This window comes from Nocardia sp. PE-7, from assembly GCF_030486425.1.
Classification (GTDB): Bacteria; Actinomycetota; Actinomycetes; order Mycobacteriales; family Mycobacteriaceae; genus Nocardia; species Nocardia salmonicida_A.
This window is the reverse complement of sequence record NZ_CP129614.1, coordinates 5,801,052-5,816,402: the sequence shown is the minus strand read 5'-3', so window position 1 is coordinate 5,816,402 and position 15,351 is coordinate 5,801,052. Positions and strand designations below refer to the sequence as shown.

General features: G+C 68.3%; 12 protein-coding genes. 8 read left to right on the top strand and 4 right to left on the bottom strand.

Annotated elements, in window-relative coordinates; translation table 11 throughout:
* Positions 1–25 precede the first annotated feature (25 nt).
* Positions 26–952 (top strand): alpha/beta hydrolase, encoded by a 927-nt coding sequence (locus QX204_RS27350; protein ID WP_301903419.1) that lies wholly within the window; start codon positions 26–28, stop codon positions 950–952.
* 167 nt (positions 953–1,119) lie between these two features.
* Here QX204_RS27350 and QX204_RS27345 read toward each other — a convergent pair whose 3' ends face one another.
* Positions 1,120–3,378 (bottom strand): glycosyltransferase family protein, encoded by a 2,259-nt coding sequence (locus tag QX204_RS27345; protein WP_301903418.1) that lies wholly within the window; start codon positions 3,376–3,378, stop codon positions 1,120–1,122.
* Between the two features lie 190 nt (positions 3,379–3,568).
* Here QX204_RS27345 and QX204_RS27340 point away from each other — a divergent pair, with 190 nt between their 5' ends.
* From QX204_RS27340 to QX204_RS27315, 6 genes are all read left to right on the top strand, one after another.
* On the top strand, positions 3,569–4,012 hold the full coding sequence (locus QX204_RS27340; RefSeq protein ID WP_301903417.1) for a GyrI-like domain-containing protein: 444 nt from the start codon (positions 3,569–3,571) through the stop codon (positions 4,010–4,012).
* Positions 4,009–4,449 carry a hypothetical protein gene (locus tag QX204_RS27335; protein WP_056813908.1) on the top strand — a complete coding sequence of 147 codons (441 nt, stop codon included), beginning with the start codon at positions 4,009–4,011 and terminating at the stop codon, positions 4,447–4,449. Before QX204_RS27340 ends, QX204_RS27335 begins: the two co-directional genes overlap by 4 nt.
* A gap of 308 nt (positions 4,450–4,757) precedes the next feature.
* Complete coding sequence (locus QX204_RS27330) at positions 4,758–6,926, top strand: Rv1355c family protein (protein WP_301903416.1); 2,169 nt, start codon at positions 4,758–4,760, stop codon at positions 6,924–6,926.
* 68 nt (positions 6,927–6,994) lie between these two features.
* Entirely contained in the window at positions 6,995–8,812 is a 1,818-nt protein-coding gene (locus tag QX204_RS27325) for a putative bifunctional diguanylate cyclase/phosphodiesterase (protein ID WP_301908130.1), read from the top strand.
* Positions 8,813–8,820: 8 nt separating this feature from the next.
* Complete coding sequence (locus tag QX204_RS27320; protein WP_301903415.1) at positions 8,821–9,819, top strand: GAF domain-containing protein; 999 nt, start codon at positions 8,821–8,823, stop codon at positions 9,817–9,819.
* Between the two features lie 154 nt (positions 9,820–9,973).
* A complete protein-coding gene (locus QX204_RS27315; RefSeq protein ID WP_301903414.1) occupies positions 9,974–11,101 on the top strand; it encodes a glycosyltransferase in 1,128 nt (375 codons plus the stop codon).
* A gap of 7 nt (positions 11,102–11,108) precedes the next feature.
* Here the strand turns inward: QX204_RS27315 and rsmI are convergent, their stop codons facing one another.
* The gene (rsmI, locus tag QX204_RS27310; RefSeq protein WP_268793516.1) at positions 11,109–11,939 is read right to left on the bottom strand and encodes a 16S rRNA (cytidine(1402)-2'-O)-methyltransferase; all 831 of its coding nucleotides are present in this window, start codon (positions 11,937–11,939) and stop codon (positions 11,109–11,111) included.
* A gap of 191 nt (positions 11,940–12,130) precedes the next feature.
* Between rsmI and QX204_RS27305 the strand changes: the two genes are divergently transcribed.
* Positions 12,131–13,735 carry a dolichyl-phosphate-mannose--protein mannosyltransferase gene (locus QX204_RS27305; protein WP_301903412.1) on the top strand — a complete coding sequence of 535 codons (1,605 nt, stop codon included), beginning with the start codon at positions 12,131–12,133 and terminating at the stop codon, positions 13,733–13,735.
* 9 nt (positions 13,736–13,744) lie between these two features.
* Here the strand turns inward: QX204_RS27305 and QX204_RS27300 are convergent, their stop codons facing one another.
* Both QX204_RS27300 and arcA read right to left on the bottom strand, forming a co-directional pair.
* Positions 13,745–14,101 (bottom strand): GntR family transcriptional regulator, encoded by a 357-nt coding sequence (locus QX204_RS27300; RefSeq protein WP_301903411.1) that lies wholly within the window; start codon positions 14,099–14,101, stop codon positions 13,745–13,747.
* 5 nt (positions 14,102–14,106) lie between these two features.
* On the bottom strand, positions 14,107–15,348 hold the full coding sequence (gene arcA, locus QX204_RS27295; RefSeq protein ID WP_301903410.1) for an arginine deiminase: 1,242 nt from the start codon (positions 15,346–15,348) through the stop codon (positions 14,107–14,109).
* Positions 15,349–15,351 lie beyond the last annotated feature (3 nt).

The following is a 15,351-nucleotide window of genomic DNA, read 5'->3' as shown; positions in this document are numbered from 1 at the left end:
CCGAAAGGCGGGGTATACCGGTTAGGTGACTGCATCGAGAACCTGGCTTGCTGTGGTGTGCGCGATCGTCGCCGCTCTCGGGGGTGCGAAGGCAACGGCCGATCCGGGGGCCTACGTGGCGGGCGAGGCGCCGCTGGGCGGCAGGTCCGCGCAGATCGATGTGTACTCGCCCGCGATGGGGCGGGTCATCCAGAACAAGGTGATCAAGGCGGCGGGGGCCGGGGCGCCCACGTTGTATCTGCTCACCGGGGCCGGTGGCGGGGCGGACGGGATCTCGTGGTGGGACAACACCGACGTACGCACCTTCTTCGCCGACAAGTTCGTGAATGTGGTGATGCCGGTCGGCGGTGCGTACACGCTGTACACCGATTGGATCTCCGATGACCCCGGCGTGGGCCGGGTGCGGTGGGAGACCTATCTGACGCAGGAGTTACCCGGGGTGATCGACGGCGCGCTCGAGACGAGTGGGCGCAATGCCATCGCCGGTGTGTCGATGAGCGCGTCCTCGGCCCTGGATCTGGCGATCCAGAGTGGTTCACGGTTTTCCGCGGTGGCGGCGCTGAGTGGTTGCCCGTGGGCGTCGGATCCGATGGGGATCGCGATGGCCAGCGCGCAGGCGGTGCGTGGCGGTGGGAATCCGGGGAACATGTGGGGGCTGCCCGGTGGGCCGGGGTGGCAGGAGCACGACGTCTTCGCCAATGCGGGGCGGCTCGCGGGGAAGGCTGTTTTCCTGTCCGCGGCGACGGGGGTTCCCGGTGCGCAGGATCGGGGTCTGCCGATGCCGCCGATCGAGGCTCTCGCGGGGGCGTGCACGGCTGCTTTCGCGGGGCGGTTGGGGCAGTTGGGGATTCCGGCTGTGCATGTGCATCGGCCGAGTGGGTCGCATACGTGGGGGCAGTTCCAGGCTGACTTGCATGAGGCTTGGCCGCATCTGGCGGCCGCTATCGGGTGAGAAGTAGTCCCGGGTGGTTTGCTGTGTTTGTTGGCGCGCTGGCGCGCGCGTGTCCGCGGCCCTGAGGGGCCGCCGGTCAGGCGCCGTTGCTTGCTCCTTCGTCGCCTACGCAACGGCGCCTGACCGGCGACCCGGCCGCGGACCGGCCACTTCGTGGCCGTCCCTCCCTAGGGGTCGGGAGTGCGGTGGGTGGGTTGTGGACGGCAGGGGTCGGCTGGGGTGGTCGGGAGTGCGGTGACCAGTTGGGGGGCGGGGGGATTGGTCTCGGGTTGGTGTTCGGGGGTTTCGGGTGGGTTGATCTGGCGGGTGCGGCGGAACAACCACTGCAGCAACGCGATGCCGATCAGGGCCAGTAGGGCGGTGGTGAGGCTGATGGACAGGCCGGGTGGGCGCCAGGTGACGGTGAGCGTCGCGTTGCGGGTGCCGGGTGGAATGTCCACCGCGACGAAGGTTCCCGCGACGGCTCGGATGGGGATTTCGCTGTTGCCGAGCGTGGCTGTGTAGCCGGGCCAGGCCAGGCGGGACAACACGATTCGGCCGCCGGTCCCGGACGAGACGGTGGCGCGGTTGGTGAGACCGGCTTCGGGCATGACGCTGGCGTGGACGCCGGATTCATGGGCGATCAGGTCGCCGGGGGAGGGCAGGGGGTTCACTCGTTCCAGTACCCAGATCTGGTGTTCGTGACCGGGGTAGTGGACGAACTTCCAGCCCGCGGGGGCCGGGTCGTTGCCCGCGTTCGGATACTGACTGCGCTGCAGGACGATGCGATCCAGGCGCATCAAATCGACGATCGGTGTGTCGGTCGACGGTTCGACGGTGAAGACCCTCCTGTACGCGTCGGGGCAGGTGCCGCCGTCCCACGCCATGCACAGCAAGCCTGCGAAGGCCGCGTGTCCCACGGGCGTGTACCCGTTCACGTACTGCAGCCCCAGGTTCTTGGCGTAGCTGCCCAGCGCGATGGAGCCGTAAGTGCCTGCGAGCGTTCGCTCTTCGTCGCGCACCAGGATCCGGTCCGCCAATTGCAGTGTGCGCCCGCCGAAATCGGGGAACGCGGCGGTCATGTCCGAGCGCTGCTCGGCGAAGCCGTACGACATCGGGGTCCGCGGCGCCGACGCCACCTGGACGAAGGCGATCGGGAAGGTCGCGACGATCGTCAACGCCGCCGCCGCGGCGATCCCGCGCGTGCGGGCCAGCCACACCACCGCGGCCCCGAGGCCGAGCACCACGAACACCGCGAGGGCATGCCGTTCGACGAGTTTCGGTGCGGCGGAGAACGATCGAATGAACAGCAACGCGATCAGCGCGCCCGCCGCCGCGTACCGCCGCCGTGACGACGCGAAATCCCCGTAGCGACTGATCAGCACACACACCAGCACCAGCAGTGCGATCGCGAGCATCGGCAACACTCGCGCCGGCCACCGCAGGGGACCGATCGCGCCAGGCCCGGCCGTCCACATCAGGGTCGCCACCGCGAACAGCGCGATCCCGCTCCAGGAAGCGGCGGCGCGCGCGGCGGCTTTCCAGTCGATGAACGCGAGCGCGGGAATCACGAACCACGCGATATAGACCATCGGCAGCGGCTGCACATGCCCCCACCACGCGGTGAACGCGGGCACGGTGCTCGGCAGGCTGGCATTGAGCGATTCCGACCACGGCACGGTCAGGAACGGGTCGTTGTGGATGGTGGAGACGTCACCGCGCCAGGTGGCCTGCGACGACAGCAGGATCGGCAGATTCGCGATCATCGACGCGAGCACCGCGAGCCCGGACGCCGTGAGCAGGCGCAACACCGGCGCCCACCGGCGCTGGTGCAGGTACTCGCCCGCGGCGACCGTCGCGATCATCAACCCGGATTCGACTGCGGGAAAGGCGTATTGGATGGTCAGCGCGAGGTACAGGAACACGAACAGTGGAATCGGTCCGGTCCGCCCTCGGGCGTAGAGCACCGCGGAGGCCCACGCGTGCACCAGCCACGCGGTGCCGGTCTGCGAGGTGAACCAGCTGGCCTCGTCGAAGAACAGGAACCAGCCGCTGAACGGAAACGCCACGCCGGCGACCGCGGCCCACGGCGCGCGGGCGCCGTAGGCCAGGCAGATGCGAAAGACGCCGAGCGCGGCGATCGCCGAGAACACGAATTTCACGGCGGTCGCGTACAGCGCGAGATTGTCGAACGAGGGCGCCAGCAGGTAAACCAGCAACTGCGCGGGGTTGTAGAGCCCGGCCTCTTCGAGGCTGTAATTGCCCGCCATCCATTCCCACGGCACCATCGCCGGGAATCTGCCCGCCCGCAATTCGTTACCGAGCAACTGCCACATCGGCACGTATTGCGCCTCGGTGTCGTCGGTGTAGAAGTGCCGCGAATCTCCCAGCAGCACAGCGAGATATCCGACCAGCACGGCCGCGATGACGACACCGGCCCAACGCACGACTTGTTTTCGCGGTTCCAGCGCCGCGCGTACCCACACGAGCGCGGGAGCTTAGGGCATGGAGGTGAATCGAACAATAGCGCCAGGCATCCATCCGGTGGTGGTGGACATTTGTCCAGCTCAGATATGGTTAGGGTGGGGTTTGATAGCATTGCGCAACCCGAGCAGGACCCTTCGAGAGAGTCGTCAATTGCAGTTCGAAATCGTCGAGCGGGACGAGACCTGGGTGGCCGGTCTTCCGGTTCGCAGTCCCAAACGCGCACTCGGTGAGCTCCGCGACCGTGACCTCGAAGCGGCATGGTCGGCGGTCTTGCATCAGGATCTGGGCGGGCCACTGGCCAGCGCCTACACCGACTACACCGGCGAGCTGAGCACCTACAACACCCAGATCGTGGGTTATCAGTGCGCATCGCTCGATCAGGTGACTCGTGGGCATCTGGCGGCTCGGCTGCCGCGCGGCGCCTACGCGCGATTCTCCTCGGTCGGCAACTTCCCGCAGGTGATGACGGATCTGTGGACCCAGATCGCCTACGCCGAGGAGCACAACCAGATCAAGCGCACCTTCACCGGCGATTTCGAGTGCTATCCGCACGCCTACAAGATCGACCTGTACCTGGCGGTCGACCCGCGATGACCTATTCGATCGTGGTCCGCGGCGCGGCGCTGTACGGCGGCTTGGCCGTGCCCCGGGTGCATCCGAGCTTCAAAGTGAGCAACAGCGATCTGATCGAGTTCCTCAAGGACCGACTGCGCGACCGGCCCGGCGCCGGCGAACCGCTGCACACCGTCTACGTCCCCGATCCGGCGGGCAACTGGAACGCGCTGGTCGCGCGCGAATACGCGACTCCGGCCGACGTGCCGGTGGGCGATCTCATGCTGCGCGTCCCCAAGGGCATCTACGCCCGTTTCGCGCCCAACGGTGACTATCACGACCCGGTGGAAGACGTATGGGCCCAAGTCGACGACGCGACGGCGTCGGCCGAGATCTCCCGCGCCTACCGCGAGGAGATCGAAGTGTGGCACGGCCCCGACACGGTGGAATTGTTCGTGTCGATCACTGTCGATAGCTGAAAGTTAGCCGAATTCGAACCGATCGGTTTGGACTCGTTCACCTTACGTGCGTTCACCCGTTCTGACCTGGGATTATTTCAACTGGCTCAGAAGGTTACCGGAAAATTAGCCACTCGTATGGTGCATTCCTTCGGAATGACGGATACTGCACGAGTTGGCATCGGAAGGACGCCGACCGCGCGCAGGCGTTGAGCACGGAGTAGGAACACGATGGCTGACAAAGCTATGCGGGCTGGAGCGAGGTTGCGGAGCATTCACCGTCGCACCGAATCGGTCGAGGTGCTCCGGGTGCGGGGCCGGCTCGCTCCATGACCGACCCTGAATATCCGGCGATGGATCATCGCCCCCTCGTCCTCGATCCGACCGACCCCACCGACGCGGCAACCCTGCGGCAGCTGGCAGGCCGAGCCGGTGTGCGCACCGAAGACCTGCGCACGGGGCTGCGTGCCGAACTGGATCGGCTGACCGGGTTGCCGGCCGGGATCGACCCCGCCGAGGAACGCTGGATCTACTACCCGTGGCGGCGCGCTCTGGTCGCGATCCTCGGACCTGCCGCGTTCCGGGCGATCCGCTCGGACCGTAACCGCAACAAACTCACCATCGGCGAACAACAGCGCCTCGCCCAGTTGGTCGTCGGCGTCGTCGGGCAGAGCGTCGGCCATTCGATCGCCTACACCCTCGCGCTCGAGGGCGGCTGCGGGCTGCTTCGCCTCGCCGACTTCGACACGATCGAACTGTCTAATCTGAATCGGGTACCGGGCGGACTGTTCGATGTCGGCGTGAACAAGTCCGTCGTCACCGCGCGCCGGATCGCCGAACTCGACCCCTTCCTGCCGGTCGAGATCTGGCCCGCGGGCGTGCTGGCCGACACCGTCGACGAGTTCCTCGACGGGCTCTCGGTGGTGGTGGAGGAATGCGATTCCCTCGACATCAAATTCGCGGTCCGCGAGGCCGCGCGCAGGCACCGGATCCCGCTGCTGATGGAAACCAGTGACCGTGGGCTGTTCGACGTAGAGCGATACGACCTCGAACCCGATCGCGAACCGTTCCACGGACTGCTCGGCGCGACCACCGGCGAACAGTTGGCCGGCCTCGACACCAAGGCCAAGGCGCCGCACGTGCTGCGGATTCTCGACCCGGGACAACTGTCGTCGCGAATGGCGGCCAGTCTTGCCGAGATCGGTGAAACGATCACCACCTGGCCACAACTCGGCAGTGACGTGCAGCTGGGCGCCGCGATCGTGACCGCGGCCGTCCGCCGGATCGGGCTCGGCGCCAAGTTGTCCTCCGGCCGGACCCGGGTCGATCTCGAGGCGACCCTGGACTCCCTCGCTGAACCCGGCTATCTCGACGACGGCGTCGGCGCCGTCGTCGACGAGCCCGTCGAACCGCCGCCTGCCGACCCGGTCGAGGCGATTCTCGCCTGCGCCCAGCGCGCACCATCGGGGGGCAATGTCCAGCCGTGGCGGTTGCGCGGCGACACCTCCACGATCGAGCTCGTCCTCGACCCCGCTGCGACCACCGCCATGGACGTGCGCCTGCGTGGCAGCGCCGTCGCGGTGGGCGCCGCACTGCACAACGCCCGCGCGGCCGCCGCCGCACACGGCTTGCTCGCCGACCAGGAACTGATCGTCGACGACCCGGCGGCCCCCTTGATCGCCCGATTGCGGCTGCGCGCGGGCGCCGACCCCGACCTCGCCGCCGACTATCCGCTCGCGCTCGCCAGACACACCAACCGCCGCCTCGGCGTCACGACGCCGCTGCAGGGATCGGTCCTGCCCGCGCTGACCGTGGCCGCGGCGGCCGAGCGAGCGAGCGTGCGCGCGATCACCGACACCGATGCGCTCGCCGAGGCGGCACTGCTGCTCGGCGCCAGCGATCGCGTCCGCTACCTCACCCCCCAGCTCCACGAAGAGCTCTATGCCGAATTGCGGTGGCCGGGCGAGGACTCGACCACCGGGATCGATGTGCGCACGCTCGAACCCGCCCCGGACGAACTGGCGAAGATGCAGGTCGGGCGCCGCACCGATGTCATGGATCGGTTACGCGAGTGGTCGGCGGGTTCGGCGCTGGGCGAGTTCACCGTCGATCGCGTGCGGGCCAGCTCCGCACTGGTCGCGATCACCTTCGCTGTCGGCGACGGCGGACCGGATCTGGCCGATTACGCACGGGCCGGCGCCGCGGTGGAGAGGGTGTGGTTACGTGCGCACCTGCTGGGTCTGGCGGTGCAGCCGGTGTCGCCGGTGTTCCTCTATGCCGACCGGCGGGATGATTTGCGCAGCGTTTCTCCCGAGTTCACAGATACACTTGCCAGCATTCAGAGACGTTTCCTGGACCTGCTGGGAATCCCTGAGGATGAGAACGTGGCATTGGTTCTTCGTCTGAGCTACGCCGCGGCTGCGAGCGTTCGCAGTCGACGGTTGCCGGTGCCCGGCAGTAGGACTGTGCCGGTGCCCGGCAGTAGCAACGACGGATAGCGCGGATCGGAGACAACGTGCCTCGGCAAACGCTCGACTCACTGGTGACACAGGTCGCCTCCGAGTTGATGGGTGTCGACGCCACGACCATGGTGGCGGTGAGCGAGCGTGTGCTCGCCGCCCTGGTCGAGCACTTCGATGTCGATGTGAGCTACTTACGCCACACCGACCGTGCGCGGCGTGCGACCGTCCTCATCGCGGAATGGTCACCTCGCGCCGATATCCCAGATCCCGATCCGCTGCGCGTCGTCGAATTCGAGCACGCCGATTCGGTCTTCCGGGTGCTCGAATACGCCGTCGAACCGCTGGTCGTGCGGCCCGGCACGGACAGCGCCGACTATCAGGAGACGATCCGCAAGTCCTCGGGCATCCCGGAGGTCGCCATGGCCTGCGTGCCGCTGGTCTCGCGCGGCGAGTCGACCGGCGTGCTCGGCTTCGTGAAGATGGGTGACCGCGCGTGGAGCAACCGGGAGCTCAACGTACTCAAGGCGATCGCCGCTCTGTTCGCCCAGTTACAGGCGCGTGTGGTGGCGGAGGAACAGCTGCGCTACATCGCCCTGCACGATGACCTGACCGGGCTGGCCAATCGCCGCGCCCTGCTCGAATACATGGAACAGCGGCTGCAGCCGGGCAACGAGGGCCCGATCGCTACCTTCTTCCTCGACCTGGACCGGCTCAAAGCGCTCAACGATTTCCTCGGCCACAGTGCGGGCGACAACTTCATCCGCACCCTGGCGCACAGACTGCGCCAGAATCTGGAGCCCACCGACATGATCGCCCGGCTCGGGGGCGACGAGTTCGTGATCGTGCCCGCGACGCCGATGGACGCCGTCGCCGCCGAGCTGGAGGCGACCCGTATCCAGGAGCTCATCGGCCGCCGCGTCTCGGTGGGGCAGGAATCGGTGAGTCGGGGTGTGAGTGTCGGTGTAGCGCTGGGCATTCCCGGGGAGACCTCGGTGTCGGATGTGCTGCGCCGCGCCGATCACGCGCTGTTGTCGGCGAAGTCCGGCGGCGGCAACGGGGTAGCGGTGTTCACCGATGCCATGCGCGCGCAGTTCGAACTGCAGGACGACGTGGAGCTCAACCTGCGCACCGCGGTGTCGGACGGGTCGCTGGTGCTGCACTACCAACCCGAGGTCGACCTGCGCACCGGCCGGATCGTCGCGCTGGAGGCGCTGGTGCGCTGGCAGCATCCCACCCGAGGGCTGTTGCCGCCCGGTGCGTTCGTCTCGGTCGCCGAGGCCACCAACCTGGCCGGCGAACTCGGCCGGTGGGTGATCCGCTCCGCCTGTGCGCAGTTCGCTGATTGGCGCAGGCGCGGCCTGGCCTCGAATGTCGTGATCCGGATCAATGTCTCTCCGGTGCAGCTGGTTTCGGCGGATTTCGTCGAACGAATCGAGGATGTCCTGCACATGTTCGGCATCGACGGCAGTTCGGTCTGCCTCGAGATCACCGAACACGTTGTGGTGCAAGACCTGGTCCGCACCCGGCTCACGTTGCGCGGACTCAAGCGAATGGGCGTGCAAATCGCCATCGATGATTTCGGCACCGGCTACAGCTCACTGTCGCATCTCAAGGCGCTGCCGGTGGACGCGGTGAAGATCGACCGCGGGTTCGTACAGCGCCTCGGCGACAGCAACGACGACCTGGCGATCGTGAAATCGATTATCGGACTTGCCGGTTCGTTCGGCCTCGGCGTGGTCGGCGAGGGCGTCGAGACGGCGATGGCGGCCCGCACGCTCGTCGGCCTCGGCTGCTATCGCGCGCAGGGCTTCCTGATCGCACGGCCCATGCCCGCCGAAGAAGTCGAGACGCAGCTACGGGAGGGCCGCATCCCGCTCGATCTCGACCTGCCACGCGCGGGCCGCGGCGTAGGACCGAACTGATCACGGACGTGTCACTCGGTAGATGGCTGCTGCTGGAGACCCTCGCCGGAGATCTCGAACCCACTCTCGTTGCCGAAGACGCCCAGGCCAAACCGTGGACCGTGGCTGCGCGCCTGCACCGTAGCGTAGGTCCGGCGCGTGCCCGTCTCGTTGTCGAAGCTGGTCGGCGATGCGCGGCTTCGGGGGACCCGCAACGCACGGTCGTGGGTGACAGCGTGGTGCTGGCCGAGCCGATCCGGTGCGCGTTCGGCGGGGTCCACGGCGTCCAGATCTGGATCGGTCCGGTGGATACGCCGGTGCGGCCGAAACGACGGGTCGCTGCCTGGGATTGGGACGCGGTCACCGAACTCGCTCACCACGGCCCCGGTTTGGAAGAACTCGTCTTCGCCAGGGAATCGGAGCAGGTGCAGGTGGTGCGCACGCCGCCCGACGCGTTCGGGCGGATGGTTCGCTTCGACGGCAGGGTCGACTATTTCGACATGGCCACCGAGCTGGAACCGGGCGGGCACTGGCAGGGCGAGGTCGATGTGCTCGGTGACGACGACGTCGTTCGCCGATTCCAGATGGTGGCAAGAGCGCGACCCGACCAGGGCAGAGTGAGTGGGCTGATGCACGCGCTCCCCGAACTCGGCGATGACGCTGCGACCGTCGGCCCCGACACGGCGATGCTGCGCGCGGTGTCGCAGCACAGTGGTGTCGGCGTCGGCATCATCCTGTTGTCCAGTGGGATCATCTACGAATGGGCAGCAGATCCGCTCCCTCCACTGGACCGGTGGGCGGTGGAGCGACCGATCATCGACCCCACCGATTTCGCCGCGCTGCGTGCGGTCTGCGCCGACGCTGCCCGGCAGCCGGGCGCCGCACGGCGACTCTCGGTGCGGGTGCGCTTCGCGGAAGGGGATTGGATCCGCGCGGACGCCGAACTGGTGACAATCACCACTGCTGCCACCGGTCACGGGTTGTTGCGGGTCTGGCCGGCCGGTAGTGATCGCCCAGGCGAGGCCTGATCGCTGCGTATGGTTCGGAGCACGGGTTCTCGCCGGCTGCCTGATCCTCCTGGTATGGATACCCGACCATGGGTTGTCGCATCTTTCGACGCTGTTCACCTCCCGTTCCTCGGGCGGGAGCCGTAGGTAACCCGCACGGCGCGACGATCGGCGGGTGCGCATCGTGCAGCTAGCCAATTTCTACGGCCCGCGATCGGGTGGGTTGCGCACTGCCCTGCACCACCTGGGTGAGGGGTATGTGGCGGCGGGGCACGAGGTGGTGCTGATCGTGCCGGGGTCGCGTCGTTCGGAAGAGGTGCTGCCCACGGGTGCGCTGCGAATTACCCTGCCCGCAGTGGGGATTCCGTGGACCGGTGGTTATCGGGCGGCTGATCCGCGCCGGGTGGCCGATGTGCTGTCCGGGTTGTCGCCGGATGTGCTCGAGGTGTCGGACCGGCTCACGCTGCGCGGTTTCGGCCGGTGGGCCCGACGTCGTGGGATCGCGAGCGTGATGATCTCGCACGAGCGCCTCGACCGGCTGCTCGGCCAGTTCCTGCCAGGGCCCGCCGCGCGCCGCTGCGCCGATGTGGCCAATCGGCGCACGGCCGCCGACTACGACATGGTCGTGTGCACCACCGATTTCGCGCGCGAGGAGTTCCTGCGGATCGGTGCGCCGAACGTGGAACTGGTGCCGCTCGGCGTCGACCTCGACCTGTTCAGTCCTCGCCGCCGTGACCTCGGCCTGCGCGCCGATCTCGGGGTCGCCGGACATCCGATGCTGGTGCACTGCGGACGACTGTCGGTGGAGAAACGTGTGGACCGCAGCATCGAAGCGGTCGGCGCCCTGCACCGCGCCGGGGTACCTGCCCGACTGGTCGTCGCGGGTGACGGCCCCCGCCGCGAATCACTCGAACGCCGCGCCCGCACCCTGCCCGCCCTCCCGGGTGGTGAACCGGCGGTCCACTTCACCGGCTTCATCAACGAACGCGCGATGGTGGCGAAACTCCTTGCCACCGCAGATGTTTCACTGGCACCCGGCCCGCACGAAACCTTCGGCCTCGCGGCCCTGGAGGCATTGGCCGCGGGCACCCCGGTAGTGGCCAGCCGTTCCTCCGCGCTCGCCGACATCGTCACCGCCGAATGCGGAGCCATTGCCGCCGACCGACCCCGTGCCTTCGCCCGAGCCGTCACCGATGTCCTGGCCATGCCGACCTCCGGCCGCCGCCTCGCCGCCCGCTCCCGAGCCGAACAGTTCGGCTGGCCGCGCGCTGTCGCGGGGATGCTCGCGGTGCTGGGCCGCTGAGGCCCGGTCAGGCTTCGGCGGACCGGGCCGCCAGCACGGCGTCGTAGAGCTCGCGACGGGAGGCGCCTCGGCCGGCCGAGACTTCGGCGCACGCGTCCTTGAGCCGCATTCCACCGGCCACCAATGTCTCGACCTCGTCGACCAACTCGGCGGGCTCGGCCGAAACCGGTTGGGAGCCTTCGAGAACCACGGTGATCTCGCCGCGGGCCCCGTCGGCGGCCCAGGCGGCCAGTTCGCCGAGGGTGCCGCGCACGACTTCCTCATAGGTTTTGGTGAGTTCGCGACAGATGGCGGCACGGCGGTCGGGGCCGAGGACGGTGACCGCGTCGGTCATGCACTCGGCGAGGCGGTGTGGGGCCTCGAAGAAGACGATGGCCCGTTGTTCGGAGGCCAGGGTGCGCAGCCACTCTCGGCGCTGGCCGCCCTTACGCGGGGCGAAGCCGTCGAAACAGAAACGTTCCACCGGCAGGCCGGACAGGGCCAACGCGGTGGTGACCGCGGAGGGGCCGGGCAGGCAGGTGACCGGCAGATCGCGTTCGACGGCGGCGGCGACCAGCCGGTAGCCGGGGTCGCTCACCGACGGCATGCCCGCGTCGGTCACCAGCAGGACTGTCAGGCCGCTCGCGATATCGTCGAGCAGGGCGGGGATGCGGGCGGTTTCCACGTGGTCGTAGAAGCTCACGACGCGGCCGGTGATCTCGACGCCGAGCGACTTCGCGAGTGATTTCGTGCGGCGGGTGTCCTCGGCGGCGACCACGTCGGCCGAACCGAGCGCGTCGCGCAGTCGCTGCGACGCGTCGCCGATATCGCCCATGGGGGTTGCCGCTAAGACCAACACAGTGTTGTCCCGCCTCTCCGGTATTTTGGGGCCGCAGGCGATGAGTACGGCGAGCGGTGCGTGCGATGAGCAGATGGCGCCCGATCCATTCTGTCAGGCGAGCGCGCGGGCGCTGTGCGCGCGTAGGTGGGGAAACGAGGGGGCACAGTGTCGGGTCGGACTTCGGTGGGCGCACCGCCTACGATCGGGGCGTGATCCCGGTGACCGATGAGCGCGCGATGCCCCCGTCGCGTCCGGTGTCGGCGTCGGTGAGCCCCGCGCCGCTGCGCCCGGCCGCCGATTTCGGCCCGCTCGACACCGCACGTGGCTGGCTGGTCACCGCGGTGCTCACCTGCATCGCCGCGCTGACCAGGTTCGTCAATCTGAACTATCCGACCGATGCGCGCACCCCCGTCTTCGACGAAAAGCACTACGCCCCACAGGCCTGGCAGATGGTCACCGGCGGCGGTGTGGAGGACAACCCCGCCTACGGCCTGGTGGTACACCCACCCGTCGGCAAACAGTTCATCGCCATCAGCGAGGCGATCTTCGGCTACAACGCGTGGGGCTGGCGCGGCACCGCGGCGCTGGCGGGCACGATCCTGGTGCTGCTCGTGGTGCGGATCGTGCGTCGGATGGCACGGTCGACGCTGATCGGCGCGTTCGCCGGAGTGCTGCTCATCGCCGAGGGGCTGACCTTCGTCTCCTCGCGGATCGGCATGCTCGACATCTTCATGTCGCTGCTGGTGACCGCCGCTTTCGGCTGTCTGATAGTCGACCGCGACGAAGTCCGCGAGCGCATGGCTCGCGCGGACCTGGCAGGCCGGGTCGGCGTCTCGGACTGGGGCCCGCGACTCGGCGTGCGCTGGTGGCGGTTCGGCGCGGGAGTGCTGCTCGGGCTGGCGTGCGGCACCAAATGGTCGGGCATCTACTACATCATGTTCTTCGGCCTGCTGAGCGTGGCCTTCGACGTGAGCGCGCGCCGCGCGTACGGGGTGCGCAAGCCGTGGCTCGGCACGATGATCCGCGACGTGGGGCCCGCGCTGTACGCGCTGGTGGTGATTCCGCTGGTGGTGTATCTGTCCTCGTACTGGGCGTGGTTCGCCAGCGAGAACGGAGTGTTCCGGTACGCGGTGGGCAATCAGGTGGGCAGCGGCGGCACGTTCGCGTTCCTGCCCGCCGCGCTGCGTTCGCTCTGGTACTACCAGGGCGAGACCCTCGACTTCCATTCCAGCCTCACCAATTCGGCCGGCAACCACCATCCGTGGGAATCCAAGCCGTGGACCTGGCCGATGGGCCTGCGTCCGATGCTCTACTACTACGCCGACGGCACGGTCACCGGTTGCGGCGAAGCGCAGTGCGTGAAGGCCGTGATGGCCGTCGGCACGCCCGCGCTGTGGTGGCCGGCGCTGCCCCTGATCGGCTGGATGGTGTGGCGGTCGATCGTGCGGCGCGACTGGCGCTACGCGGCGGTGCTGGTGGGCTACGGCGCCGGGCTGCTGCCGTGGTTCCTCACGCTGGACCGGCAGATGTACTTCTTCTACGCGGTGGTGCTCGCACCGTTCCTGGTGATGGGGATGGCGCTGGCGCTCGGTGACATCCTCGGCTCGGCGAGACCAGCGGGGATACCGCGCAGTCCCACGGGCACCTATCTGCCCGCCCCGGTGAACGAGCGGTACGCGCTCGGCTTGCTGATCGTGAGCATCTATCTGGGCTTGGTGATCGCCAACTTCGTCTGGCTGTGGCCGATCCTCACGGGTCAGGCCATCACGCCGCAGAACTGGCAGGACCACCTCTGGCTGCCGAGTTGGCGGTAGGGGAGGCAGTCAGTCCATGGCGCGGTGGACGAATTCGATCGCGTCGGCGTCGTCGAGTCCGAGTCGCCGGATCGTGGTCACGTAGTCGACGGCGGCGCGGCTGGCTATGTCGCGGGTCGGGTCGCCGGAGGAGGCGATGAAAGAGCCTTGGCGGCCGCGGGTTTCGAGGACGCCGTCGGCTTCCAGCTCACGGTAGGCGCGGGCGACGGTGTTGGGGGCGATGCCGAGCTCGGCGGCCAGCGCGCGGACCGTGGGAATCTTGGTGCCCGCGGTGAGCGTGCCCGCGCGGACCTGGTCGATCACGGCCGTGCGCAACTGCTCGTAGGGCGGCTGGGTGGAATCAGCGGACAGCTCGACGTGGAACACGGCGCTCACACCTCGTCTCGGGACAGCGGGCAGGACATGCAGCGGGGGCCGCCGCGGCCGGAGCCCAGCTCCGAGCCGCTGATGGTGACGACCTCGATACCCGCCTCGGTCAGGCGCGAGTTGGTCATCTCGTTGCGTTCGTAGGCCACGACCACCCCCGGCTCCAGGGCGAGGGTGTTGTTGCCGTCGTCCCACTGTTCGCGTTCGGCGTCGGGTCCGTCGCGGCCGGTGTCGATCACCCGCAGCTTCGGGATGCCCATCGCCGCGGCGGCGGCGGGCAGGAAGGGCTCGGGTCCGCTGATGCTGATGCGTTCGAGGTCACCACGTCCGGAGAAGCCGTCCTCACGGCGGATCGTGAACGCCTCCAAGGATTTCCGCACGCCCGGGTACATCACCACCGCATCGGTGTCGACCATGGTGCAGACGGTATCCAGATGCATGGTCGCCCGATTCTGCGCGATCGGCACCACCAGCACGGTGTGCGCGAGATCGTCGTCGAACAGGCTGCGCGCCAACGCTTCCGCGCCCGCGGGCGTGGTCCGCTCGCCGACGCCGACGGCGACGACGCCTTTGGCGAGCAGCAGCACATCGCCGCCTTCGATCGGCGCGGTATGCGATTCGTAGGCCCGTCGCACGCCGAGGAAGCGCGGATGGAACGCGTAGACGAGATCGGTGATGGAGGTCTCGCGGCTGCGGGCGGGCAGCGCCAGCGAGGTGATCGCGACCTTCGGACCGACCCAGAACGAGGAATCGCGGGTGAACAGCAGATTCGGCAGCGGATCGATGACGAAGTCGCCGCCGTGGTGCATGCGCCGCACCAGCGAGGCGGCGTCGGGGCCGAACGGCAGTTCGTCGAAGGTCATCCCGGCCATCAGGATGTCGGCGAGTGCGGGGGCGTCGATTTTGCGCAGTTCGGCGGCGAGCTGATCGGCCAGGCCGTGGCCGAGCCTGCGGGCGTCGACCGCCGCCGAGATGCCCTGGATCCTGGCTGCGCCACTGGCACTGAGGGTTTCGGTCAGCAGATCTGCCAACAACAGCACTTCCACGCCGCGGTCGCGCAGTACGGTGGCGAAGGCGTCGTGTTCGGCTTGTGCGCGTTCGACCCAGGGGATTCCGTCGAAAAGCAGCTGGTCGTTGTTGCTGGGGGTGAGGCGGCGTAGTTCTGCGCCGGGGCGGTGCAGCAGCACCGTCCGTAGCTGGCCGACCTCGGAGGTGACGGTCAGACGCGAGTCGGGGGCGGTTCCCATTGG

Excerpts from the sequence above, each read along its gene's own strand:
- QX204_RS27335 (WP_056813908.1), top strand. The coding sequence starts at position 4,009 with ATGACCTATTCGATCGTGGTCCGCGGCGCGGCGCTGTACGGCGGCTTG.
- QX204_RS27330 (WP_301903416.1), top strand. The coding sequence starts at position 4,758 with ATGACCGACCCTGAATATCCGGCGATGGATCATCGCCCCCTCGTCCTC.
- QX204_RS27325 (WP_301908130.1), top strand. The coding sequence starts at position 6,995 with ATGGGTGTCGACGCCACGACCATGGTGGCGGTGAGCGAGCGTGTGCTC.
- arcA (WP_301903410.1), bottom strand. The coding sequence starts at position 15,348 with ATGGGAACCGCCCCCGACTCGCGTCTGACCGTCACCTCCGAGGTCGGC.